General features: G+C 39.9%; 17 protein-coding genes and 2 pseudogenes. 15 read left to right on the top strand and 4 right to left on the bottom strand.

All coding sequences use genetic code 11. The features are described from left to right. Window positions 1-39: 39 nt before the first annotated feature. Both E4K67_RS15105 and E4K67_RS15100 read right to left on the bottom strand, forming a co-directional pair. Window positions 40-960, bottom strand: coding sequence for a tRNA-guanine transglycosylase (locus E4K67_RS15105; RefSeq protein WP_135548142.1), 921 nt, complete (start codon window positions 958-960; stop codon window positions 40-42). Next, a complete protein-coding gene (locus E4K67_RS15100) occupies window positions 953-3385 on the bottom strand; it encodes a DEAD/DEAH box helicase (protein WP_135548140.1) in 2433 nt (810 codons plus the stop codon). The genes E4K67_RS15105 and E4K67_RS15100 overlap by 8 nt, the downstream gene beginning before the upstream one ends. A gap of 136 nt (window positions 3386-3521) precedes the next feature. On the opposite strand from E4K67_RS15100, the gene E4K67_RS15095 reads away from it, so the two are divergent. From E4K67_RS15095 to E4K67_RS15070, 5 genes are all read left to right on the top strand, one after another. Then, on the top strand, window positions 3522-4109 hold the full coding sequence (locus E4K67_RS15095) for a hypothetical protein (protein ID WP_135548138.1): 588 nt from the start codon (window positions 3522-3524) through the stop codon (window positions 4107-4109). A gap of 7 nt (window positions 4110-4116) precedes the next feature. Continuing rightward, window positions 4117-6492, top strand: coding sequence for a DEAD/DEAH box helicase (locus tag E4K67_RS15090; RefSeq protein WP_135548136.1), 2376 nt, complete (start codon window positions 4117-4119; stop codon window positions 6490-6492). A gap of 267 nt (window positions 6493-6759) precedes the next feature. After that, window positions 6760-8166, top strand: coding sequence for a deoxyguanosinetriphosphate triphosphohydrolase (locus tag E4K67_RS15085; RefSeq protein WP_199242552.1), 1407 nt, complete (start codon window positions 6760-6762; stop codon window positions 8164-8166). Between the two features lie 13 nt (window positions 8167-8179). Beyond that, a complete protein-coding gene (locus E4K67_RS15080; RefSeq protein ID WP_135548134.1) occupies window positions 8180-8875 on the top strand; it encodes a hypothetical protein in 696 nt (231 codons plus the stop codon). 846 nt (window positions 8876-9721) lie between these two features. Continuing rightward, the gene (locus tag E4K67_RS15070) at window positions 9722-12952 is read left to right on the top strand and encodes a DEAD/DEAH box helicase (protein ID WP_135548132.1); all 3231 of its coding nucleotides are present in this window, start codon (window positions 9722-9724) and stop codon (window positions 12950-12952) included. A 44-nt stretch (window positions 12953-12996) separates the two neighbouring features. Here the strand turns inward: E4K67_RS15070 and E4K67_RS15065 are convergent, their stop codons facing one another. After that, window positions 12997-13389 (bottom strand): helix-turn-helix domain-containing protein, encoded by a 393-nt coding sequence (locus tag E4K67_RS15065; RefSeq protein WP_135548130.1) that lies wholly within the window; start codon window positions 13387-13389, stop codon window positions 12997-12999. A 259-nt stretch (window positions 13390-13648) separates the two neighbouring features. Here E4K67_RS15065 and E4K67_RS15060 point away from each other — a divergent pair, with 259 nt between their 5' ends. The 9 genes and pseudogenes from E4K67_RS15060 (at window position 13649) to E4K67_RS15010 (ending at window position 22065) form a co-directional block, all read left to right on the top strand. Then, window positions 13649-14407, top strand: coding sequence for a hypothetical protein (locus E4K67_RS15060; protein WP_206752204.1), 759 nt, complete (start codon window positions 13649-13651; stop codon window positions 14405-14407). 1 nt (window position 14408) lies between these two features. Then, window positions 14409-14654, top strand: coding sequence for a hypothetical protein (locus tag E4K67_RS15055; RefSeq protein WP_135548126.1), 246 nt, complete (start codon window positions 14409-14411; stop codon window positions 14652-14654). A gap of 561 nt (window positions 14655-15215) precedes the next feature. After that, window positions 15216-15941: a hypothetical protein gene (locus E4K67_RS15050; RefSeq protein ID WP_135548124.1), complete on the top strand. Its 726-nt coding sequence runs from the start codon at window positions 15216-15218 to the stop codon at window positions 15939-15941. A 1458-nt stretch (window positions 15942-17399) separates the two neighbouring features. Further along, complete coding sequence (locus tag E4K67_RS15035) at window positions 17400-17570, top strand: hypothetical protein (protein WP_206752203.1); 171 nt, start codon at window positions 17400-17402, stop codon at window positions 17568-17570. 324 nt (window positions 17571-17894) lie between these two features. Continuing rightward, a pseudogene (locus tag E4K67_RS15030) lies at window positions 17895-18158 on the top strand (HI0074 family nucleotidyltransferase substrate-binding subunit); the annotation flags it as partial. 177 nt (window positions 18159-18335) lie between these two features. Then, window positions 18336-18632 (top strand): annotated as a pseudogene (locus tag E4K67_RS15025) (VOC family protein); the annotation flags it as partial. 419 nt (window positions 18633-19051) lie between these two features. Continuing rightward, window positions 19052-20503, top strand: coding sequence for a 4-hydroxyphenylacetate 3-hydroxylase family protein (locus tag E4K67_RS15020; RefSeq protein ID WP_135548118.1), 1452 nt, complete (start codon window positions 19052-19054; stop codon window positions 20501-20503). A 129-nt stretch (window positions 20504-20632) separates the two neighbouring features. After that, a complete protein-coding gene (locus E4K67_RS30390; RefSeq protein ID WP_206752202.1) occupies window positions 20633-20845 on the top strand; it encodes a hypothetical protein in 213 nt (70 codons plus the stop codon). Between the two features lie 41 nt (window positions 20846-20886). Continuing rightward, complete coding sequence (locus E4K67_RS15010) at window positions 20887-22065, top strand: thiolase family protein (RefSeq protein ID WP_135548114.1); 1179 nt, start codon at window positions 20887-20889, stop codon at window positions 22063-22065. Window positions 22066-22202: 137 nt separating this feature from the next. Here the strand turns inward: E4K67_RS15010 and E4K67_RS15005 are convergent, their stop codons facing one another. Next, window positions 22203-23279: an alcohol dehydrogenase gene (locus E4K67_RS15005; protein WP_135548112.1), complete on the bottom strand. Its 1077-nt coding sequence runs from the start codon at window positions 23277-23279 to the stop codon at window positions 22203-22205. A gap of 626 nt (window positions 23280-23905) precedes the next feature. Here E4K67_RS15005 and E4K67_RS15000 point away from each other — a divergent pair. After that, on the top strand, window positions 23906-25759 hold the full coding sequence (locus E4K67_RS15000; protein ID WP_135548110.1) for a sigma-54-dependent Fis family transcriptional regulator: 1854 nt from the start codon (window positions 23906-23908) through the stop codon (window positions 25757-25759). Window positions 25760-25797: the final 38 nt, after the last annotated feature.

Here is a 25797-nt window from a genome sequence, read left to right as displayed (position 1 = left end):
TAATTATTTAATGATTACAGACAGTACTGGTTGTTTCAATTAAATTCCTTCATGATTGAGAGAAAAGCTATCTCCAAATACTCCAATTTCCAAATTTAACTGATATAAATTACCAAGAGCTGAGAATAGGGGCGAATGAGGACCAGCAATCTTTTTCTTTAAAAATATTGCTTTATTATTGCTGAAACTTTTAGAATTGATAGCGCTTCGAATGTAAGAACTGGAATCTGTTGAGTCAATGCCTAAGCGAACCAACTCTCTCAAGAGTTCAACCTTTCCAATTCCAAATACATGCAGGGCCAGATACGGCGCCTCTTCCCGAACTGCACTGACAATTCTCTTCACATATTCTTCATCGCGAATTCTTGGTACTAACCCACCAATCGCGATACCGTCGAACCCAGCTGCAGCGTACTCTTTTGCTGAGATTCGTGCCGATTCTTCATCCCAGCATTGCAGTGAGGCATATAAGAATAGATCCTTTGATTGTCTCTGCCCTAAGGCGTATAGAGCATTTTTGATGGTTAATCGTTGTCGCCGCTTGGCCTCATCTTCCGCCAATCCAGGCGGAATGATGAAGTCCAGAGTAGCCCCCAAGTCAGCATGCTGTTCCTGGAACTTAAGAACATCCAATGGTTGAATTTCTTCACCATCTTTAGTGCGAATGGTGGCATATTCTTTGTATTCAATAATCTCTGACCCTTCAAATAGACTGGCAAAGCCACCAGAGTCGATAAACATTGGAAGGTTAGGACGGTTTTTCATTTGTTTGGCGTAGTGATAACTAACCATAAGACATTGTGAAAGACGTTTGAGATACGGTTGAACAAGTTTATCTAGTGGAAACTTGTCTCCAAAGGTTGTGACAGGAAAGAAAGTTGGGGTATTTATCGTTCCACGGGATGTCTGTATAGTCCCTTTTCGTATACTGTTATTTTCCTTATAAATATATTTATCCATACGTAACCTCCTTGGAAGCTTGATCTGGCTTTGGCACTGAAAACCAGAGGCTTGGAAGGGTATCCCTTAAAGAATGCTTCTTATCTTCCGTAATATTTTTCAACATATTGCAAATTAATTTATCTCCTATGAACCGTTTTACGGTGAGAACATGCTTACAGTGCGACTGTCCTTGTTCATAGTCCTTACAATCACAGATGAATCCATTTGCTCCACTTACAACCCTGTGGTCCTCACTACCCCCAGTTACATAATACATATTCCCGTCATGGCCACGTAAACGTAATTCCATAGACCTTCTTAACCTATACGGGCAAATATTAGCAGTATGAAGTTTTACTTGAGTAACCACTGGACTCAGACGCTGTTCAATGTACTCAAAATCTTGTTCAGTTGCTAATAGTGCTTGAGCACTCACATTGATTTTTTTGGCTAACTTGGTACCTATACGTGGAATTTTAGCTAGATCTTCTGAACGGCTTTGAGCAACAATAGAAATCGTGGAATAACCATGACCAATCAATTCTTTAGCCAACTTTCCCCCAATACCATCTATTTCGGTTAAATATACACCTTCTGAGTCAATCTCATAATATAACATGGACGATAAGCGCTTGCATAGTTGGCTTGAGGAAATTTCTAAAGTATCATCAGATGATTCCTCAGTGTCTTCATCTGATGGGTCAAGTGCATTGAAAATTGCTGACATTCCGTCTAACAACCGCACAACGTTATTCTTTAACATATCAATATCTGCTTCATAAATATCAAATAATAGTGCTAATTCAGTCTTTGAATTATTGTTAACTAGAGAATGACAAATAGCAGCCATTTTAATAGCAGCCAAAATTCTTAAAGTGGAAGGGTATTCATCACTAAGCTTTTTAAGTTTTTCCAGGGAATAATCGAGGAGACAACTTGGTGTTGATAGAACGATTTCCATTAGTGGATCGAGGTCTTCGTAATTTGCCCTAAGGATTGGATTGCAGTCTTCTGTTAATGCCGCAAGTAATAGTAGATCAAAGTAGTAAAATTGATCGATTTTAACATAATGTTCTTTTATTAATTTTACGGAAGATGGAGTAAACATCAATTTTACTGCTAGTCGGCCTAATTTTGTCGGTTTCAATATATCCTGTTGTTTAAGTGAGTTATCTTCTTCCTCTTTTTCAATGGTTATCATATCCGCTAAGAAAAGGGTATTAATGTCTTTGTTTATGTTCGCATTAGGGTTTTGGTGATAGTAAAGAGTTAAGGGTAGAAAACCTTCTATTAGATCTTCTCTAGTTCTCGAGTAGCCCCCAAATAGTTCAACAAGAATTTGCTCGGCCATTGCCTTGGATATTGATAGGCTGGAGTTTATAGGCTCGCATTCTTCATTTATGTACTTATCTATGCTGCCAATCCATTTAGGTAGAAAGAGTACTACTTCACCTTCAGTATCTAAACCTGGACGTCCTGCACGACCGGCTCTTTGCATATAACTCCAAACTGGTAAATCTGTAAAACCTATACCGTCGAAAGCATATGAGTCATATACTATCACTTGTCGCGCGGGTAGATTTAGACCCATTTCTAACGTAGAAGTTGCCACAAGTACTTGAGTGTCACCGAACCGAAAAGCATCTTCTGTTTCTTTTCGCTCGTCACGATTTAACCCAGCATGATGGTGTTTTGCTTTGAGTCCGATGTCTTTAAAGGATTGAGCTAATGTTTGAGCTCGTGAACGACTATTAGCAAATATTAGAGATTTACCACCACGATCAAGACATGAGGTAACTTCTTCAATTAATAATGGGAACTTATCTTTGGGATTTGAAAACCTAACAGTCTTCTTTTTCAATGGAATCTGTCGCCACTTCGATACATAATGGAGTCCCTGCAACCAATCGGCTAACTCCTTAACATTTGCTAAAGTAGCAGAGAGTCCAAGTATCCTCGCAAAAGGATTAAGACGCATAAGACGCGTTATACTGCCTTCCAGGCGAGGACCCCGATTTTTATCACCTAACAAGTGGAATTCATCAATAACGACTAAGTCAATTTCTGGTATCCAGGACCAATGGGTTCGCCAGTTTCTGAGACAAGCATCCAGACGTTCCGGAGTCATGATATAGATTTGAGAATCCAGATAGTTTCTATGTTTTTTACTTTTATTTGACAGGTTAATATCTCCTGTAAAAAGGCCGACAGTGTAACCTTTAAATCGTTGTAACCAACTCGTATATTTTTCATCAGCTAAGGCTTTGAGAGGGGTTAGATAAACTGCTCTAAATCCTCTTTGCAAACATTTTTCAATCGCTATTTCGGCTAAAAAGGTTTTTCCTGAACCTGTAGCCATATTGAGAAGGCAGTGAGTTTCTTTCTCTAATAACCCTTGTTCGATAACATCTTGTTGGGGCGGAAAAAGATTTTGATTTGGCAAGATAATCGCCCCCTATCATAAAAATTCATAAAATATTAATAAAATGAACTATATTAATAGTAATATGTTCATAGTTGTATTATAATATGCAGCGAAAGCTGTGTCTATAGACTTTATGAGATAGGCAGGTGTAAACGTGGGACAACTTGCTGAAAACTTAAGAGTATTAGCATGGATCGATTTATCCAAGAAGAAGCAATTTTTAAGCAGAAAAGATGAATGGTTAGTTAAGGAACTCAACATCTCCCCAGATGCTGCTATTAGGTTACTAACTCGAGATGAAGTTCTTAGCGATAATCATTTATCTGTTTTGGTTATGAAGTTTAACCTCGCAGAAGATGTAATATTAAGCGGTTCTTTGCTTACGGAGATAGGAATTAATATATTTCAAGAAAACATGGTATATTTAATTGCCATGTTGAAAAAGATTGATATTTCCCAAAAAGCCTTGGCTAAAGAGGTAGGTGTAGATGAACATACTATCTCTAGATGGGCAAAAAAAGCTAGCGAACCCGTGGGCCGCTCGTTAGGAAAATTCATGGTATTTATTGAAGAAAGTCTCGGTAAGTCGGTGGCAGTAGATCTTAGTAAGGAAAGATTGTTTCTAGAGTTATCACCTCCGGGAAGATCATTTAAACGAGAAGAGTTAATAAATCTTCTCAATACATTAGAGGATAATGAGCTTGAAGAGTTATATCCCGCTCTAATAAAGCTATTGAATTGAGGTTAAAATGGATAAGTTTTTCTGTGGAAACTCGGGTACAAATGAAAAAATTAATGGCAAAAACTTATCAGAATTGCCGGTGGAAGAATTCTTGAAACTGGCTTTTATTAATTTTTTTGGTGACGATATTGACTTGCGACCGGCCCAAGATCTGGCAATATCTCAATACAAAATCCTTGAATCTAAAGAAAATATTATACTCTCAACACCAACGAACAGTGGTAAAAGTTTACTTTGCTACTTGATGGCTTTGAGGGAAGCAATACAGGGGAAAAGGGCCATAATTGTTGAACCACTGAGGGTTTTAGCTCAAGAGAAAGCTGAAGAGCTAGAGCAGATTTGTAGTTTAATCAAACTTCATGGTGGACCGAAAATTAGGATTGTTCTTACTACTGGCGATTATCGAATAAGTGATGATTTTATGGAGGATTGCCCAAGTGAAGGATCGAAGACCCGAAACAAATTTAGTGGCGAAATCGTTGTGGCAACACCGGAACGGTTGGATGCTATTTCACGCATAGTTGAATATATGGTATGGTTTGAGAGAGTCTCTATTGTTTGCATTGATGAAGCTCATTTAATAGGTGATCATCATCGCGGCGCGACATTAGAATTGCTAATCACGTTTTTACGTACTATTGAGAGCAATTTGCAGATTATTCTCTTGTCAGCGACGATTTCTAATTGTGAAGAATTGGCTGAGTGGTTACAACCATGTCAAGTGATTAATAATGTACCTAGATATCCAAGCTTGGAAAAATGGTTGTATCGTATAGACGAAGGTGAAGAGGTCAATGCAGTACTTACTAAAGAAGTCCAACGTGTACTCGAGAAAGATGACACTAGTATATTGATATTTGTATACAGAACGTCATGGGCCGAAGGTTTAGCCAATCTTATTGCGGAACAAAGAGGTAATAAAAAGAGGGGCAATTTAAAAGCGACGATTGAGTACGGCGTAGCATGGTATCATGCCGGAATGTCTTCTAGTTCTAGGATGCTAGTTAAAAAGGCATTGCTTAAAGGGGATATTCGTGTAGTTGTCTCAACCACTGCTTTGGCGTGGGGAATTAATTTGCCAACTACTCATGTTTACATAAGGGACATAACTTTTCCTGGAGTAAAAGAGTTGGACACCGGAGAACTCATCCAGATGATGGGTAGAGCAGGAAGAGGAGATCGACCTGGGGTTGGGACTATCTTTCACCGAAAAACTGACAAGATAGATTATAACGAACTTGAAACAAGACTTTGTAATGAATCCTATCCACGCTTGGTATCACAATTAAGCCCACCTGAGCAGGAGGGTTATTATTGTTCTAGAAGAGACGACAATCGTTACTTAGGACGCTTGGCTAACCAGATATTGGGCGTTTTACATAGGATGGGACCTTCTGATCAAAAAGACATCGAGAATTTTTTGTCTAGTTCGTGGGGAGGAAAGCATCTAGTTTCAGAATTAGATGCCTTATTGAAGAATCTTTGTCGGTGGAAGTTAGCTTATTTATCAGAAACTAATGGCAAATATGAGCTTACCAGTTTGGGGAAGACGGCTGCTCGTTATTATTTACCTTCTAATACGGCCGCCAATATGGGTCAGTTAATCAGAGATCTACTCCAAGATGATCCTAGTGGTAGTCATTTGCGAGAACTAAAGATGATAGATATATTAATAATCCTATCTTTAACTAGTGACGAAATGAAATCCATTTCTAGATATAGCAAAGCACTGGAAGATCAGGTGACCCTCTATATGGAGAGTTTGCCGATTAGTGAAAAATCTTATCTTTATCGGCGATGGATTGCAGGGGATGCGGTAGCACTTCTGGGCTCGGCACGGATTGACAATAAGTTCACTGATATTGAGGCAAAGAAGTTAGTATATCAATGCACTCACCGTGCAATGTTATTGTATGATTTGTCCAAAGGGATTTCGTTTAGTAATTTAGAGGCACGTTACCATGTGAAAGTAGAAGAGTTAGAAGAAAAACTTCGAGATAATGCCCTTTGGTTGCTCCATGCATTAGAAAATATTTTAGGAGTTAGAAACTTTTATTATCATCTTAGGGCAATTTGTGAAATCGAACCAGAAGATATACAACCTATAGATCGAAGTTTTAAGATGTTATCTAGGCAAATATTTGCCCTTTTAGCAAACTTGAGATTTCGGTCAACGTTGGGTGAATTAATACGCGGCATTAAGAGGGTATATCCGAATGCCAATCGATATCCCGGTGAAGGTACTATCAGAAAGTTAGAGGAAAACGGAATATCTGGTCTAGGGGATTTAGTTAAAAGAAATTCTAATGACTTAGTTAAAATGGGGATAGAAAGACGATATGCTGATCTGATTGTGGGATATATATTGAAGAGACGGTCTTGAATGGAAATTGAAGTGACTTTACCTGCCGTGGTCAGGATACTTGTAATGGTCAAAATCCTGGTCTAGGATAAGTACTCCCACTTAGCCAAGTGGAAAGCGATTAGGGCGCAGAGTGAACCAGAAGAGAGACATTTTTTAGAGCTTGTGGAGGGGTTTTAAATCTTATAATGCAAAAATTCTTAACCACGTCTTACTACGATTAGAGGAAATAACAAATAGATGTTGAAATATATAGTAAATCATATAAACGCAGTAGGAGGATACAGTATGACGATCATGGATTGGAATAATTTACTAAGCGAAGAAAGAAAAAGAACGTCAAGTACTCACTCTGATCATCGTAACGGGTTTGAAAAAGACTATGATAGAATTGTGCCTTCATCTTCGCTTAGAAGATTACAAGATAAAGCACAGGTTTTTCCATTGCAAAAAAATGACTTTGTACGTACAAGATTAACACATTCATTGGAAGTTTCTGCACTTGGTAGATCATTTGGAAACTTAATCGGTAAGAAACTGGTCGAGGAAGGTAAAGTTAAAATTGAGGATTTCTCAAGGAAGATTTCTGCGCTTTTGGCAACAGTCTGTTTAGTACATGATTTAGGTAACCCTTCCTTTGGTCATTGCGGAGAAACAATAATTCAGAATTGGTTTAAGCAATGGTTTAGTAAAGATATTTTTAGTACTTATAAAGGAATTAAGACTTTGACTCAAGAACAGAAAAATGATTTTATTCATTTTGAAGGTAATGCACAGGCATTGCGTATTCTAACAAGATTGCAATTTCTTAACGATCAAAACGGGGTAAACTTTACATACGGAACCTTGGCTTCATTACTAAAATATCCTCATTCTTCTTCTGAAATAGATTCTACAAAAGGCAAAAGCTATAGTAAATTCGGTTACTTTCAGGCTGAGAAAAAAATAGTTGGGAAAATTAAAGAGGCGACGGGAATAGGAGAGAAGAGACATCCATTAACTTTTCTTATGGAGGCCTCCGATGACATAGCATATTATGCAGCTGATATTGAGGACGGAGTTAAGAAGTCCATCGTCCGATGGGATGAAGAATACAAAGCTATAAAAGAGAAATTAAATAAAAAATATTCAAAAGGTTTCAAATTTCTTGACGAGCAGAGAGACCTTGCCGAAATTAATAAAGTACCTGATAGGGACTTAGTTAATGTTCAAAATTTTAGAGTTTGGGCCCAGGGTGAGATGTTTAAGGCCTGTGCGGACACCTTTATGGAAAACTATGATGCTATAATGAATGGCGAATTTGATAAAGAATTATTGGAAGCTTCCAATGCAAATGATATTAAGATAATACTAGAGGAAATTGCGGTGAGACTTATATACCCATGTAAGGAAGTCTTAACACTTGAACTTGTTGGTCACAGTGTAATCACTGGCTTGTTAAATATGTTTATTGAGGCATTAGTAACAGATGAAGGTAAATATAAATCTAAACAAGTAACGGGTAAATACTACCACTTAATTTCTTCAAATTTCAAATATATTGCTAAACTCGATATAGATGGGAAGCCTAATAAAACTGAACAAGATTTAACTCTTTATGATAAACTATTATTAGTTACTGATTTTATTTCTGGAATGACAGACTCATATGCGGTAGATTTATATCAAACTCTTAGTGGTGTAAAGCTACCTTAGGAGGTAATGACTTATGAAAAACACATCTGGAAATAGATATGCTCTTAGGGATAAGTTTTATAGTATTTTAAAATCAAGACCATTAGCTCAGAAAGCAATTTTTAGACTGAGAGAAGAAGGAGACCTCCTTCTATTCGGTGGGGCGGTAAGGGAATTCTTCAATAGTGATTTTGAAGTAATTCCACGGGATTTCGATATAGTTGTAAATAGTACAAATAAGGACTTTGAACGTTTTTTCAGAGGCATTCCTTATAAAAAGAATCGGTTCGATGGTTATAAACTAAATGTTGATGGTCTAATTTTTGATATTTGGGGCTTGTCATCAACTTGGGCGTTTAAGGAGAAAAAGGTATCTGACGTAAGAAAGGAGAATTTACCCAAGACAGTTTTCCTTAATTATGATTCGGTAGTCTATAATTTACGTACCGGAGATCTGTATGACGAAGGTTATATTAATGCGAAAAAAGATAAGATTTTGGATATTGTTCTAGAAGAGAATCCGTTTCCTGAATTAAATATCTTGCGCTCTTTTGTTTTTAACAAACGAGATCAAATGAGTTATTCGGATTGCTTGATTTCCTATATATCGGATTGGTGTAGGAAAAATAATGGACATGAAGTTGAATTACTTTTAAATGCTCAAAGTAAACATTACGGTAAAGAGTATATAACTCAATCTGAAATAGAGAAAGAGCTCTCTGTTTTTTGAAGTTGTTTTACAAGTTAGAGAGTTTGTGCAGAGTTCCTACACTCTAGAGAGATTAGTGTATAGGGTTCCTTTTCTGAATAACTTGTATTCCTTTGTACGTGAAGACCGTAATCCGTTTAAATAAAAACCACAGAGGAACCCGCTAGTTGAGCGGGTTCCTCTAATATTTGCTTGTGCTTGAGTGGAAAAATGGGGGCAGTTCCTAGGAACACATAAACCTGGTTTTTACAATTTGCGAGGGAATTGGATATTGAAACTTGTCGGATTATAATGATGTCAGATTACCGGAACGTCTTCCGCTGAGTTGTTCTGGGAAAGTTCCAGGTACCACTCAATTATCTTGAAACTCGACAATCTGAAGGTTTTAGTTGATTAAAAATATTTAAAACATCATAACACTACCTTGGACATCGCCCGGATCGATCAGGATGCTGAAAAAATAAAATAAAGGATTGACGATGTGAAGGAAGTAACAGTCGCAATTCTCTTAAAGGATAGTAAAGCACTAATTGCCCAACGGGCACCTGGTGACGATCTGGTAGTAAATAGGAATTAACAGGTGGTAAAATGTACATCGAGATACTCCTCAAGAATGCTTGGAATGTGAAATTCGAGAGGAACTGGATGTAAATATAGACGTTCTGGATTTCTTCGGCGAAAGCATCTATGTATATCATAGCAGAACCATTAAACTGATGCCTAGCTGGTGCAAGTAGATTGCTGGTGAATTCACTTTAAAAATGCACCAGCAAAGTTGGCTTGGGTTAATCAACATGAATTAGACTTATATGACAATTTCCCTGCGGATATTCCACTTTGAGTTCAGTTCTGAGTTAGAGGTGAAACATGTCAGGAATTATCTATGGCCTATATGAGCAAATCATTAATGGTATCATTACTGAAAACCTAAATAAAGCTGACCAATATCTTTTAACAAAAGATATTCAACCGCTGGATTCGGCTGAGTCATCTAAAATGCTGGCGGATTATCTGACTAGAATTCTGCGCGAGATTTTTGATTACATCGATGATGGGGATACCATCGTCAGAGACCGAGTAAATCTCTGCAATGGCATTTTGCTGTACATTACAGAGTGTATTCAAAAAGGGAGCTTTAGTTTCAAAAAGGATGAAGCGACCTTGAAACGAATCAAGAGTTTCCTCATCCAGCAAGATGCACAGATGTTATTATCCCTAGTGGACAAAAAAGCAAGCAGACAAACCGCTTTGTCGGGACCTGAAAAGATCGTCAGACCAGACACTTCTATTTCAGAGAACTCCCTCTTTACCGGGGCAGTTCATGAGCCAAGCATGGTATCAGAACTTAAAAAAGAAATCCTAAGCAGTCACAGGATTGATTTTCTCGTGTCGTTTATCAAGTGGAGCGGTTTAAGGTTGATCATCAATGAACTGACGCAGTTTACAGCCAATGGCGGCAAATTACGGGTTATCACGACCTCCTATCTGGGGGCCACTGATTTTAAAGCAGTCGAGCAGCTCAGTAAACTGACCAATACGGAAATACATATTTCCTATGACACGGAACGGACTCGTCTTCATGCTAAGACCTATGTCTTTTGGAGAGATACCGGATTTAGTACCGTTTATATCGGATCATCTAATATCTCTGAGTCAGCGATGACCAGTGGATTGGAATGGAATATTAAGCTATCGCAATATGACTCTGGGGACATTCTAGAGAAAATCCGAGCCACGTTTGAAGGGTATTGGAATAATCCCGAGTTCACCCCCTTTATCGCGGCGATCGATTCCGAGCGTTTGAGACAAGCCTTAAAGTCCGAGAGAAGAACCAGTCAGGATGAAGTGGGTAGCGTTGCTTTTAACTTTGACATTAAACCCTATTATTATCAGCAGGAAATTCTGGACAAATTGAAAGCGGAGCGGGAAGTCCATCACTCGTTCAAAAATCTGGTCGTTGCTGCCACGGGTACTGGGAAGACGGTTATTGCCGCCTTTGATTACCGCGACTTTTGCAGGGCAAACCCTGGTAAACCAAACAAACTACTCTTTGTCGCCCATCGGAAGGAAATCTTAAGCCAGAGTATGGCTTGCTTTCGAGGGATCCTCAAAGATCTAAACTTCGGCTCGATGATGGTCGGAGGACTAAAGCCCGATAGTTTTGACCATTTGTTTGTCTCGATCCAGTCTTTTAACTCTAAAGAACTGACCGAGATCACCCCGCCTGATTTCTATGATTATATCGTGATAGACGAATTCCATCATGCAGCGGCCCCATCCTATCAAGAACTTTTAGATTACTACAGACCGAAGATTTTGTTGGGGCTAACGGCAACCCCGGAGAGAGCGGATGGGCGAAGTATCTATTCATATTTCGAAGGCAGGATTGCTGCCGAAATCAGGTTATGGGAAGCGATTGAACGAAAACTGCTTAGCCCTTTTCATTATTTCGGCGTGACGGATAATGTTGACCTCAGTCACGTGCGTTGGGTTGCTGGAAAATATGATGAGCGGGAAATAGAAAACCTCTTTGTTTTTGAGCGAGCGGTCGCGGTTAAACGCGTCGGGAATGTCATTGAGGCCATTGAAAGGTATTGCTTAGAACGTTCAGACATTATCGGAATCGGATTTTGCCTAACCAAAAAGCATGCTGAATTCATGTCCGAGATCTTTAACAAAGCCGGGATCCCCTCGGAATTCCTCATTGCAGAATCCGAGGATGGTGTTCGGGATAGTGTGAAGCGACGCCTGGTAACGAAGCAAATCAAGTTTGTTTTCGTGGTGGATATATATAATGAAGGAATTGATATTCCCGAGGTGAATACGGTTCTTTTCCTACGACCGACTGAAAGCTTAACGGTCTTTTTACAGCAGTTGGGTCGGGGTTTAAGGCTCAGCGATGGGAAAGAAGCCCTGACGGTCTTGGATTTTGTGGGGCAAGCTCACAAGAAGTATTCGTTTGAAGATCGGTTCAAAGCGTTGTTATCGAGGACTCGAAAAACGGTTGAGCATGAAATTAAGCATGGCTTTGCCAATGTTCCGAGGGGATGCTCGATCCAATTAGAAAAGCAGGCCCAGGACTATATTTTAGAGAACATCCGCAATGCGGTAAATACAAAACGAAACCTGATCAGTAAGCTCCATGATTTCATGGAAACCAATCGAGAACTGAAGGTTAGGGAGTTTTTTGAGGGTTACCATGTAACCCCACAAGATGTCTATAGCAAAAAGGTCACTGTAGTGGGACTAGCGGCTCAGGCCGGCTTAATCAAGGGATATAAGGTGCAGCAAGAACGTGAAAGCCTGATTGCCTCGGCGCTAGGAAGATTGTCTTTGGCGAATTCCAGGCGATGGATTCGTTTCATGCAGTCAATCTTACCCCAGATCCAGTTAGGGAAAGGCGTTTTGTTGAATCCATTGACCTCGGTGGAGAAAACGATGCTCACGATGGTGTACTATACGGTATGGGGTAAGGGACTGGGTGACCGGGGTAATCGGTTCACTTCTATAGAAAAGGCTCTATATTGGGCTATTGACGATCCACTACTTTATCAGGAACTAATGGACTTGCTGGACTATCAGTATATGAAGATTGATTTTGTAGATAAGCCATTGGACAAATTTGGGGCTGACTATCCACTCGACTTATATTGTTCTTATACCTTTGATCAGATCCTGGTAGCTCTCGGAAAACATACTGAGGAAAAGAGGAGCTCTTTCCGGGAAGGTGTAATCTATCTGGCCGAGAAAAATCTGGATGTTTTCTTTGTGACCTTGAACAAGTCCGAGAAAGATTATTCTCCCTCGACGATGTATCAGGATTATTCTATTAATGAGGAGCTATTCCATTGGCAGTCCCAGAGTCGAACGACTGAGGAATCGATAACCGGGCAGAGGTATATTAACCAATTAGTCAGTGGCGGAAATGTGCTGTTTTTTGTGAGGGAGTATAAGAAGGAGGGTACTTTTGCTTCGCCTTTTACCTGTCTCGGATTGGCTGATTTTCAAAGTCACTATGGCTCAGCGCCGATCAGTATTGTTTGGAAGATGAAGGAGCCTTTACCGGGGTTTGTGCTGAAGAAGACGGTGAAGGTTTGATTCACGCTTGCTACCAGTATATGAATAAACAAGGTGCTTCGCATTTAACGCGGAGCACCTTGTTTTCGTTCAGGGGGGGTTGAACGAAGTCTAACGATAATATCAATTAGTTCTCCCAGCAGATCTGGTGATAGACCGGACTTTTCTGCTTTTTGCGCCAGGCGGAGGTAGGGTTGACTTCCTTCATTAAGCACAAATGGAGAGAGGTCCTCATTATAGTGAACGTTAGAGGGCGGTTCGTCGTTTAGAAAGAGGGTGGGGGAAACTTCAAGGGCCTGTGCTAAACGATAAATGGTATCAATACCGGTCGATTGGCGCTTTCCGGTCTCCAATTGGCTGATGAGGCTACGAGCCACCCCAGACCGTTGAGATAACTCCACAGCACTGAGACCTTTGGTCAGACGAATTTCTTTAAGTCGTTTTCCGAGTTCAAGCACGGGCATGCCCCCTTTCTTAGATACTTGCCATATATTCCAAGGTTCATAACAACTTGCTAAAAATGACTCTGTTATTTTGTTCTTTTATAAAGAAAATAAACCCTTTATAGTTCACAAAATAGTACAGTTCATGCTATAATGATTAATATTGTGAATTATATCTTCATTGTGAATAAGGAGATTCCAGGATGGACCCTTTCGGATATTCACGACATTCCAGTTATTGTGTTGGACTATATCTCTAAACAACTGAAAATTGATGCAGTATGCATACTCGAATGAAAGTGATCTTGCTAGTATTGTTGTTGGACGACACCTTGGGACTATTGACGAATTTCCTGATCTTATTAGAGATAAACGATTTGATGAGGCTGTGCCAGTTATGCCAATACTCGTTAAGTCCTATGATGGGGTAATAGGCGACTATTACATTGTGCCATTCGTACAGGATCAAAAGTTCGTAAAAATTACTATAATGAGTTTTCTGAACGAAGGTACAGCTGCTATAGTTAAAGAAGAAGTATTCACGCCTCGTGACAAGTTGTTAGAAGTAGATGCGAATGAGGCGGTGACAATAATGAAACAAGTAAAAGGAGTTGTCAACGTACCTACTCCAAGATTGATTCTCTATAAGGAACCTTCTGACTCTCCACAGGCTATAAATAACTCCAAGATGTATTTGGAACCATATTGGGAATTTACGTTTGCCGATAAAACAAGGTCATATGTTACTCAATCCAAGCAAGTAGTGACTAAGGTCATCGCTCCATGGTATGTGACTTATGTTGTGCCTAAATATAACCCCCAAGCACTAAAAATCGAGCCCAACAAGTTGATTCGTGACGATGGATGGATGCTAAACGTTACAAAAATTACATTGGCTGCTTCTCCGTATGATAAGGGTAATGGTAATGCTGGCAAATTCTTTGAAGTTTATTTCTCCATAGAAAACGCAAATGGAAAGGAAAAAGGTTTCATCCCCCAAGGGGGTAGTTGGGTCGAGTGGAAAACTTTATGAGATGAATTCGCCAAAGCTTCTCGATCAGACGTATATTATGATGCAAAGGTCTCTGGCAGCGTTGGCAAAAAGAGAGGGTAAACCTTATGAACCGGGAATCTTCAAGATTGCTTTGGGTGCAAGCGCGGAGGCAAACGAGCGAACTTTTGCTAAGGTAATTTATCAAGATGAAAAGGGCAACAAGTTTGAGATTCCAATTCAAGGAATTACACCAGAACTCACTTATCTAAATCCTAATGCAAAATAGGATTGGCAAGGTTATTAGTTGGACTGATAATTCCTAGAGACTCATAAGGTTAAATGAACAATAGCACCAGCGTCCTTTAATATTATGGAATGCTGGTGCTATTACTATAGCCTGATCCTTATCCGTCCCTGCTTATTTGACGTCATAATAAGAGCCACAAAATAGTTAGTTCCATTTTTCTATGTAGTTCATAATAAATGGAAAATACTGTCTTGTGGCTGTTTTTTGCATGAATCGTTACCGTACCCCAATATGAGAAAATCGGTTTTTAACCACTGAACATAATCTTGGTTATAGGACTCAAAATTGAACGTTTTTACTCTTACCAAAATAATTTTAGAAAACAATTAAATTTATGTAACCTTTTGACATGCTCAACCCCTCTATATATTGAAGGAGGAAATGGGCCAACTTTACATAGTGAGTCGTATGAAAGAAAAAGATAGGAGGGAAACAATTCTTCATCCATAATTATGGTCTTGCGAAAAATTAATAAAAAATAGGTTGTCAATCTAGAAGTGGTAAGGTAGTATTTTAATTCAAAAAAAAGGAGTTTTGATTATGAAAAAGATTTTCAGTTGTTTAATGTTGACTTTTGTTATGGTTTTCTCAATAACTTGTACAGGTTTTGCTTCAACGAATAATGCAGAAAACTACAATAGTATTATGAATCCAACGTTTACAAAAAATACTCTAATTACAAAAGATAATGTTAATGAAATTCTCGAATACTACGGCTTAGATAGAAGTGCACTTAGAGAAGATATGGATGATAAGTCTTTTGGAGATGTTACCGTGGGTGATTTCGAAAATGCACTAAATAAAGCAAAGAAAATACCTAAAATGATTGTAACAGATAATAATAATCCTACTAATCAATCTTCTACTAAAATCACTTCTCCTGATGGAAATAGTCCTATGGCTGCTACTTCTGTTCAAACTGTTACCACCGATTCTGAAGTATGGTCTGGCGGACCTGTAGTGAGATACGCTTGCTCTGGAGAAGCTTATAATAATTATAGTACAACGAAATATTGGATAGGACCGCTTGGAGGAGCAAATATCCTAATGGTTACCGGCCAAGTAGGTACTATTTATTATGCAGTAGATTCAATTACTAGATTAATTACTACGGTACAAAATCCCTCAACTAGCAGTTCTAAATTAGTGCTTGATTATAATTATAAAATAGGAACTTATACAGGTATTAAAGGCATGGGAGGTATTAGAATTGCTACTAATACAGTAGCAGGTACTAATTATTATGGCATTAGCTATATTCAATAACTAAACTTTCAGAGCGACCGAGCATGGGTAACTACGTATTTTCACTGTTGACTGTCAAACTAGTCGAAACCGTCGGCCCGCATCAGCTTTACTCTTTTCGAGGCTCAATTACTTTCAGACCTAATGCCTAGCTGTCAACGATTAAGCGTACCCATTACGTTACATTAATCATGTTATGATCAATGTAACGTAATTTTGCATGACTGTCTCAAGACGATCAATTGCTGCGACGAATTTTCAGGTAATAATGTCATAGCGTATATTTTCGTTAATGTTGTCGGCACCCCTTTCAGTGCAATTCATTCTTCAGGACACACTTTTACGCTTACCTTGCTTTATGCAAAACTACTGAGGTAAGTTGTACTTTTTGACAAGACCAAATTTTGTTAGTATAATTTTTTTAGAAAATTGAAAATTAAAAAATTTTCGAAAGTGGTGTATTTGAACTATGGATATTGAAACTTTAAAATTATCAATTTTTTTAATATTATTTAACGGAATTATTATAAGAATAATATATCGATTTCGTCTAAATGTATCTGGTTTCCTTCAAAATATATGGAAAATAGCAAAAAAAAAATAGGGAGTGTTTCGGCGTTTATCAAGGTTGAAGCTCGGCGAATTTTGCACCTTAATATTATTTGCAGAAAAACGGGTTTACTGAGGTGTTCTACGATATAACGAAATTGAGGCAAATAACAGTTTAAAGTTTTTAAAAGATGTTTACTTGTTACCTAAAAATGCAAAAGAAATATATTAATAATGAGTAGTAAGTGAGTGGAGCTAATTCCCATTATTTCTTATAATGTGAAGCACCACCAGCTTCGTATCCATATGCCATTATGTATTTTTAGAAGAAATCGATTGCACTAGAAATAAAGTTAAAAGGGACGCCTGTGGCGTCCCTTTTAACATCGATAATTGTGTCAACCGCAGACTAGTTCACCATGCGTGAAGGTTGTTTAGTTTTAGCGTGAAGCTGGCTCAACCAGAGCGTATCTGTTGCTCTCGCAGAGCATATTATTCATTTGCCGCCGGCGGTCGTGAAAGTCAACCTTAGCACTCTGCTTGTTGTGACGGCCAGGCCACTTGAATTTCGGCTTGGCCGTATGTCTATGCTTTTGCCTGGCCGGAGGTTATTGTTTGTGACCCGTTTTTTGATTTTATACAACCCAAGCTTGTCCCAAATACGACAACGTTTTCGTATTTGGGACAAGCCGAAAGACAGAAGTTGTGAAGAATCTTTTGGACTTGGGAATGGAGATTTCAAAGGTAGCTAAAGCAACAGGTATGACGGAAGACGAAGTTAAAGTGCTAAAAGATTGAGACTACTGATCGAGGGAGAGGGCTGCTCCCTATAGGGGGCCCTAGGTCGAATCAGAAAAGGCTATCCCCTACACTATGGAAGTGTGGGGCGATTTTTTAAGTTACAAACATGAAAGTGCTTGTGGAGAAGCCTTGTTTGAAAGGATAGAGGAACTGGAGTTACTTTGCAAGTATGGTAATAAAGAAGAGGCTGTCGGAGTCGGAAATAGAATGAAAAAGCGACTTATATCCGTTGAACATGATACGGATGATTTCCCTGATTATCTTTTGAAGATGATTGACCAAGCGATTGGAGCTACTTAATGACATATAGAATCACCAATACGGATTTGACTCAGATGACTATTACTGGCTTCCTACTGTACCTCCATTTATAGAACTTTTACCTCGCCTTTTACTTGTCTCGGATTGGCTGATTTTCAAAGTCACCATGACACAGTGCAGATCAGTATTGTTTGGAAAATGAAGGAGTGCGAGTCCTAAACTTGAGAAAATAAATGAATTATACAAGCAAGGGTTTGACCATACACATATAGCTAGAATTGTTGTGAGAAGTCTAGATGAATCAACAGCAATAGCAGTTGAAGCATTTAAGGGCTTGAGTGGAGAGGTACACAGAGATTTGAGTTCACCTATGAGCTTGCATGGAAAACCACTAAGGTGTTTCTTGAAGATAGCGGCATAATAGATATTAATTCACCAAAAGCAGTGATTAAAGAGGCATATGCTCAAAAACTTATTAGTGATGAGAAAACGTGGCTACTTATGTTGAATGACAGAAATATGACTTCCCACTTGTATAAGGAAGAGATAGCGGTGGAAATTGCCGAAAGAATTTCTAGCTGTTATATCAAAGAATTCGAATTACTTCTCAAAGAATTGCAAAAGTAGTAGCTCGGAATAAGTTCGCGTTAACATAAATACAGCTGAGAAATATCTTGTCAGCGAGAGTGTTAGAGAAATGCAGATATCAATATATTAAAGAATATGGGGAGTGAGAATATGAAATTTTGCTGGTGTACGATTACGGTTGATAATATGGACGAATCTCTGTAGTTTTATCAAGAGGTTGTGGGGCTTTCGATTAATAGGAGATTTACGGTTGGGGCAGGAGTAGAGATTTCTTTGTTAGGAGAGGGAGAAACAAAAGTCGAACTTGTTTGTAATCCAAACCATAAAGCAACGGGCAATGCCGAAGGCATTTCTTTAGGCTTTGAAGTTGAGTCTGTAGACAATATGATCGAGGTAATAAAAGAAAAAGGACTGGAAGTAGAAAGTGGGCCTTTCCAACCTAATCCTCATATTAAGTTTTTTCATGTTAAAGATCCCAACGGTGTTAGTATACAATTTGTAGAAAACATGTAATTCTGATTTGTGAGCATGAAGCATCTTCTATTGAAGGTGCTTTTTTCAGTATGGAAATCATCGTATGCTGATTCCGAGCCCATCACACAACTTTTTAATTGTTACCGCGCAGTAAAACTAAAAGAGACAAACAGCTAATATTCACGAATTTGTAGTGGATATTAGCTGTTTGTCTCTTTGGGGCATAACATCAAAGCAGACCTGTAGCGAAGGACAACACTGTAGCACACTACAACAGTTATAGAGGGTGTGCAATATGAACACTACATCTCGATATGTTAAATTGGCGCCCAATTTAAGGTTTTTTAAACCCATGCCTGATTGGCATGGGTTTTGCTATAACTACTATATAGACGAAGAAGAAACGAGAAAGTAAGTCGGTGAATACTCCAAAGACAAAGAACGAGGAGGCAAAATTGATGTCCTTGAAAGATGGAAATGCTTACAGAGAAAGTTTAAGAATTCTAAAACTTAATGTTTATGCCTATGGACAAAAGATCGACAATGTTGTTGACAACCCGTTGTTTATACCTCACATCAATGCAGCGGCGTTGACTTACGATTTAGCTAATGATCCTATGACTGAGGACTTGGTGACTGCCATATCCCATCTCACAGGTAAGAAAATTAGTAGGTTTACACACATCCATCAAAGTACTGAGGACCTGGTGAAAAAAGTTAAGATGCTGCGTATGATTGCCAACCGGACAGGGTCTTGTTTTCAACGTTGCGTCGGCTTTGATGCGCTAAATGCCACATACACGGTAACTTATGAAATGGATCAAGAGCTTGGCACTATTTATCACCAACGCTTACGGCAGTTCCTTGAATCAGTTCAAAATAATGACCTAATGGTTTGTGGAGCCATGACGGATCCCAAGGGGGACCGAGGTTTGCGGCCGAGTCAGCAAAAAGATCCGGATATGTATGTCCGAATTATTGAGAAAAATGACCAAGGCATCATTATTAGAGGCGCTAAAGCACACATGACCGGTATTGTAAATTCGCACGAAATGCTTATTATGCCTACAACGGCAATGGCTGAAGATGACAAAGCTTACGCTGTAAGCTGTGCTATTCCGACTGACGCACCGGGGGTTTTGCATATATTCGGACGTCAAAGCAATGACGAGCGGCGCTTAGAAGGAGAAATTGATCAAGGCAATTTTAACTATGGCATCGTTGGTGGCGAGGCTTTAACGATTCTCAATGATGTATTTGTCCCATGGGAACGGGTGTTTATGTGCGAAGAATACCAATTTGCTGGTTTGTTAGTGGAAAGATTTGCATCTTACCACCGGCAAAACTATGGCGGCTGCAAAGGTGGGGTAAGCGATGTCATTATTGGAGCTACGGTAGCAATGGCAGAGTATAGTGGCGTTGGCAAGGCTTCTCACGTGCGAGACAAAATTTGTGAGATGGTTCATTTGACTGAGACTCTATATAGCGGCTCTATCGCTTGTTCAGCTGAAGGTAAGCCGACGCCGTCCGGAGCATACTTCGTCGATCCGATGCTGGCCAACGCAGTTAAGCTAAATGTAACGCGCTTTATCTACGAAATTTGCCGATTATCCCATGATATAGCGGGTGGTTTGATCGCTACTTTGCCTTCAGAAAAGGATCTTAGGCATCCGGAAATTGGGAAATATGTAGAAAAGTATTTTAAAGGTGTAGACTCATTTCCCACTGAGGATCGAATTCGCATGGCCAGGTTAATCGAAAATATGACTGGTGGCACAGCTTTGGTTGAAAGCATGCACGGAGCTGGATCCCCCCAGGCTCAGCGGGTCATGATTCTGCGTCAAGCTAACTTGCAACGCAAAAAGGTACTGGCGCAAAAATTGGCCGGGATCAAGACCGACAAAGGCTGATCTAAAACCATATTGCGGGTGGGGGTTAAGTATTGCGGGCACTGCAACCCAGAAGTAGAAGGGCCGGAGCTTGTAGCGCAGATACTGGCACTGGCACCTGAAATCACAGCGGTTACTTGGGAGGAGGACATGGATATTCTTCTAGTCATCAGCAGCTGTGCGTTCGACTGTGTGTCGCATCCGGTCTTTCAAGGACCGGTGGTCAATGTAGCAGGTAGGTTCGTGGAGCGGGTTGTTCATCCGCTACAGGATCTACCCAGCGCAATATTAGTAAAAATAAGAGAAAAGGTTACTGCCCTCCAGTCTGAACTGAACCGTGGCAATAGTACGTTGATAGATTAATCGCAAAGTATTAAGATAACTAGTGAAGGAGGAGATAATTAGTGGAAGAAGTTGTAATTGTGGGTGGGGCAAGAACGCCCATTGGTGATTTCTTGGGATCGCTCAAGGATGTCTCGGCTGTTGAGTTAGGGATTGCAGCGGTGAAAGGAGCGCTAGAGAGAGCAGGTGTCGAACCAGGTATCGTTGAGGATGTGGTTGGGGGCATGGTCTATAAAGCTGGTGTCAAAGGAAACCCCGCTCGCCAAGTTCAACTCGCGGTCGGTATTCCTGTAGAAGCAGCAGCAACCACGGTTGACCAGCAATGTGCTTCAGCTATGCGGGCTTTAGAAATTGCGATGCAGCAGATGATCCTGGGCAAGTCGACGGTTAGCGTAGTCGTAGGAATGGAAAGTATGTCTAGAGCCCCTTATCTATTGCTCAATGGTCGCCAGGGGATGCGTTTGGGGTCGGATACCATCCAAGATCATTTATTGTACGATGCGCTGATTGATCCGACTATGGGTTATCACATGGGTGTTACAGCTGAAAACTTGGCGGAAAAATATAACATAACCAAAGAAGAGCAGGACGAGTTGGCAGTCCTAAGTCACTCGCGGGCAATTGCTGCCATTAAAGAAGGAAAATTCAAAGACGAAATAGTCCCGATTGAAATCAAAACTCGTAAGGGGACAACCATGGTTGACCAGGATGAACATCCCCGTGCCGATATTTCGCTAGAAAGTCTCGCCAAGCTAAAAACAGCTTTTAAGCAGGGTGGGACTGTGACGGCAGGTAATGCTTCCGGTCTTAATGACGGGGCCGCTGCCTTGGTATTAATGACTGCAAGCAAAGCGAAAAAACTTGGCCTTAAGCCTATCGCCAAGATACTTGCCACGGCATCCTATGGTGTGGCACCTGAAATTATGGGAATTGGTCCAGCATATGTTATCCCTAAAGCTTTAAAATATGCAGGGCTGGAGCTAAAGGATATTGATTATTTTGAAATCAATGAAGCGTTTGCCGCACAATTCCTGGCGGTTAACCGTGAATTAAAATTAGACATGGGTAAGGTGAATGCCAATGGTTCGGGTATTGCTCTGGGACATCCTGTAGGATGCACCGGCGTACGCATTATCGTGACAATGGTCAACGAGATGAAACGGCGTGGGAGTAAGTATGGGGTCGCCTCTCTTTGTGTTGGCGGTGGGCCAGCTATGGCAACTGTCGTGGAAATGCTCTAGATTGAACGTTAAACGTTACCCCCCCGGACTCACTGGAAGCATCTTGGGTAAGAGTCTCCACAATATCCCTTAAATAATTATTTAAGGGATATTGTTTATGTGGATTGGGCTGTCCTAAAGGCTGTTTATGCAAGGTCTTATCTTTCATAAGGGGTGATAACCCATTTGAGGCAGCCGTCCTTCTTGTTGCCGAAAACGTCATATCCGTTGATGATATCATTAAGAGGCGCTCGGTGGGTCATCAGGAACTTGGTATTAATTTTCCCTCCCTGAATAAGCTTGATCAGTTCAGGCATACGGTCCACCGGGACAAACCCCATACTGAGAGTGATATTTTTAACCCAGTGAGTGTTTAGTGGGAGGGTTACGGGTTTTGCATAACTACCAATAGTGCAGACATTACCGCCGATCCTAACCGCTCGAAGGGACGTCAACAGGGTGGCTTCTGATCCAATTGCCTCGATGACTCTGTCGGCCCCACGTCCGTCTGTTAGTTCACGTACCTTTTTCAAGACATCGACGTCTGTGGAATTCAGGGCAATATCGGTGATACCCTCCCTTAAGCATACATCAAGTCTGGACTGAATCTGATCGACTATTATGATCTGTGCAGGCCCCCACAACTTAGCGGTTATTGCAGCACACATTCCGACTGGGCCAGCACCGATGATGAGTACACTGTCCCCTGGTTGAATATGAGCCTGTTCGCAGCCAAAATAGCCTGTCGATAAGATGTCACCGATAAATAGCATGTCTTCTTCTGTAAAACCTTCGGGAATTTTATGCATATAATTAGAGGCATATGGTAAACGAACGTATTCAGCCTGGCATCCGTTAAGCGATGGTCCGTTAGCTCTATTTGTTCCGAAACAGGTGCAGTCTGGGTCAGTGCAGTGGTAATGCAGACCCTGCCTGCAGTAAAAACATTCACCGCAAGAAGCAACACAGGAGATAGCTACCTTGTCTCCTACCTTAAAATCATTAATGGCAGAACCAAGTTCAACTATTTCCCCACAGAACTCGTGTCCAATAATATGCGGAGGTTGAACACCGGCATGGCCGCCGATAATATGAATGTCGCTGCCACATATTGTAGATAGGGTCACCTTTACTATGGCATCAGATGATTTGATAATCTCGGGCACTGGAGCATCCTCCAAGCTGATCTTTCCTGGTTCATGATACACAAGGACTTTCATGGTTTCCTGTTTCATCTTCTTTCCTCCTTCTGCTATATTTATTTTTCTAGTTGTACCTTCCCTACCATGCTAACGCAATATTTGTGCCATGCCGTCCGAAACCTAGAAATGCCCGGAAGACTGATCCCATCAAAGACGTATCAGGGAATCTAACGAAAAAAATATTCCAATGGGTGGACCCTGGATGATATAGAACAAGATTAATGTAATTGAAAGCACAATAAAAGAAATCACACGGATTTCCGCCATGATTTACTATGGATGAAGTCCGTGTGTGATTTTCTTTGACTGGGTTTCCTAAATCCTATTCTGAAATTATTGGGTATTGAAGAAAAATTTAAGATATACCGGTTGGAATAATAAATCAAGCAGTAGCAAATTACAACACTGTACATATTTGATGCAGTGCTATAATATATACATAATTCTTAATAAAATAATAATTCTTAATAAAATAATAATTCGTCTTTATGCCAAGCTGGATTTCTTCGTTAAGCCCTTCAAGGTCATTGGAAGAATAAATCCTTTCGGGAGGTGCCAGTATAATTTTTACATCGCAAGAGAAAATAAAAAAATTATGGAAAAGGTTTATCAACGAAGGTATATCTGATCATGAATCTGATCGTGAATCTGTTCGAGAGATGATACTAGATTCCTGGGATCGTTGTCATTATTATAAGGTTAATCCAATTAAAGCTAAACCTATTACGGTGTATCAAGGAATTGAATTAGAAACACATGTAAATAAGTATAGAAAATTAATCGATGTAAGTTTACCAGTAATGAAAAATCTTTTTAATTTTGTTGGGGACGGGAATTTTGTTATTGTCTTAGCCGATGAACAAGGATGTTTGTTGGAAATGTATGGGGACGAGAAAGTAAAATCATCGGCTATTGCCGGTGATTTTGTACCAGGGGTAGATTGGTCGGAGAAAACCATTGGTAATAACGGAGTTGGGACCGCCTTGTTCTTAGATAAACCAGTACAAATATTTGGACGGGAGCATTATTGGTTAGAAGCACACCATTGGACTTGTTCGGGGGCTCCCATCCACGATCCTCAGGGTAGGTTAATAGGTGCGCTTGTTATTAGCGGTTCCTATGAAAAAGTCCATCCCCACACCCTGGGTATGGCGGTTACTGCAGTTAATGCAATTGAAAATCAGTTAAAGTTGGAAGAAACCGTTTCATTATTGGAGTTATCCAATAATTATAAAAATGCTATCATTGAATCTATTTCCGAAGGGTTGTTAGCTGTCGACGAAGAAGGGCAAATCACTCAAATAAACAGTATAGCTGCACAATATTTAGAACATAATGCTGCAGAATCTCTTAAGGGTAACTGTGATACCATTTTTGGAGATAAAAATAGTGAATTGAAGAATATGATTAAATTTAACAGGCAAGTGACGGATCATGAAGTGGATATTTTTATTGGGAAGGTTAAGACAACCTATCTAGTTACAACGCGTCCCATCAAGGGTAATGGTATTAACAAAGGAACAGTACTTCTGTTAAACGAAATTTCCCGTGCTCAAAAACTAGTACAACGTATGAGTGGAGCCAGAGTAAATTGTACTTTCTTAGATTTAGTTGGAGAGGAACCAGCTTACCTAGAAACAGTGGAGCTCGCCCGCAAGGCCGCCGATAGCACATCTAACGTCTTGCTTCTCGGAGAAAGCGGCACTGGTAAAGATGTGTTCGCCCAAGCTATTCATAACACGGGGATTAGAAAAAGAGGTCCTTTCGTAGCGCTGAATTGTGGAGCTATTCCCCGTGAACTGATCGCTAGTGAGTTATTTGGCTATGTGGAGGGCGCCTTTACTGGAGCCAGCCGTGGGGGGAAAATGGGGAAATTTGAGCTAGCTAGCGGTGGGACAATATTTCTAGATGAAATTGGTGAAATGCCGCTAGAACTTCAAACCTCGCTTTTAAGGGTATTGGAAACAAAGACAATAACCCGAGTTAGCGGAAACGATGTAATCCCTGTGGATGTTCGGATTATTGCCGCTACCAATAAAGACTTATCTCTCGAGGTCAGCCAGGGAAAGTTTCGCCAAGACCTTTTCTATCGACTTAATGTATTTGCTATACGGATGGTACCTCTACGTGAAAGGAAAGAAGATATTGCCCTGTTTACAAAAAGAATTCTCGATAATCTTTGTATTAAGTTTAAAAAACCTGCTATTAAACCAGATAAAAACGTATTAGAAATATTCAACAAATACCCTTGGCCTGGAAACATACGAGAACTGCAAAATGTATTGGAACGTGTAGTAAACGTCTGCAACGACACTATCTTATCCATAGATCATTTGCCAGTAGAGATTCGTTCTACGAAGACCCGAGGAAATTATATGCCGATAAAGAATTATGAGAGGGATCTTATAGAAAGCCTACTTGAACAGCACAACCGCAATATTACTAGGGTAGCCAATGAACTTGGTGTAGCAAGAACAACTCTCTATCAAAAGATAGCCAAATATAAACTTTAAAACTATTTGAGATCTGTATATTAAACAAATAGTAACAA

Source organism: Desulfosporosinus fructosivorans, assembly GCF_004766045.1.
Taxonomy (GTDB): Bacteria; Bacillota; Desulfitobacteriia; order Desulfitobacteriales; family Desulfitobacteriaceae; genus Desulfosporosinus; species Desulfosporosinus fructosivorans.
The sequence above is the reverse complement of the archived record's forward strand: the minus strand, read 5'-3'. Positions and strand labels throughout refer to the sequence as shown.

Excerpts from the sequence above, each read along its gene's own strand:
- E4K67_RS15000 (WP_135548110.1), top strand. The coding sequence starts at position 23,906 with ATGATACTAGATTCCTGGGATCGTTGTCATTATTATAAGGTTAATCCA.
- E4K67_RS30390 (WP_206752202.1), top strand. The coding sequence starts at position 20,633 with ATGGATATTCTTCTAGTCATCAGCAGCTGTGCGTTCGACTGTGTGTCG.
- E4K67_RS15055 (WP_135548126.1), top strand. The coding sequence starts at position 14,409 with ATGAATTCGCCAAAGCTTCTCGATCAGACGTATATTATGATGCAAAGG.
- E4K67_RS15070 (WP_135548132.1), top strand. The coding sequence starts at position 9,722 with ATGTCAGGAATTATCTATGGCCTATATGAGCAAATCATTAATGGTATC.
- E4K67_RS15060 (WP_206752204.1), top strand. The coding sequence starts at position 13,649 with ATGCAGTATGCATACTCGAATGAAAGTGATCTTGCTAGTATTGTTGTT.
- E4K67_RS15050 (WP_135548124.1), top strand. The coding sequence starts at position 15,216 with ATGAAAAAGATTTTCAGTTGTTTAATGTTGACTTTTGTTATGGTTTTC.
- E4K67_RS15005 (WP_135548112.1), bottom strand. The coding sequence starts at position 23,279 with ATGAAACAGGAAACCATGAAAGTCCTTGTGTATCATGAACCAGGAAAG.
- E4K67_RS15090 (WP_135548136.1), top strand. The coding sequence starts at position 4,117 with ATGGATAAGTTTTTCTGTGGAAACTCGGGTACAAATGAAAAAATTAAT.
- E4K67_RS15085 (WP_199242552.1), top strand. The coding sequence starts at position 6,760 with ATGACGATCATGGATTGGAATAATTTACTAAGCGAAGAAAGAAAAAGA.
- E4K67_RS15080 (WP_135548134.1), top strand. The coding sequence starts at position 8,180 with ATGAAAAACACATCTGGAAATAGATATGCTCTTAGGGATAAGTTTTAT.
- E4K67_RS15105 (WP_135548142.1), bottom strand. The coding sequence starts at position 960 with ATGGATAAATATATTTATAAGGAAAATAACAGTATACGAAAAGGGACT.
- E4K67_RS15020 (WP_135548118.1), top strand. The coding sequence starts at position 19,052 with ATGTCCTTGAAAGATGGAAATGCTTACAGAGAAAGTTTAAGAATTCTA.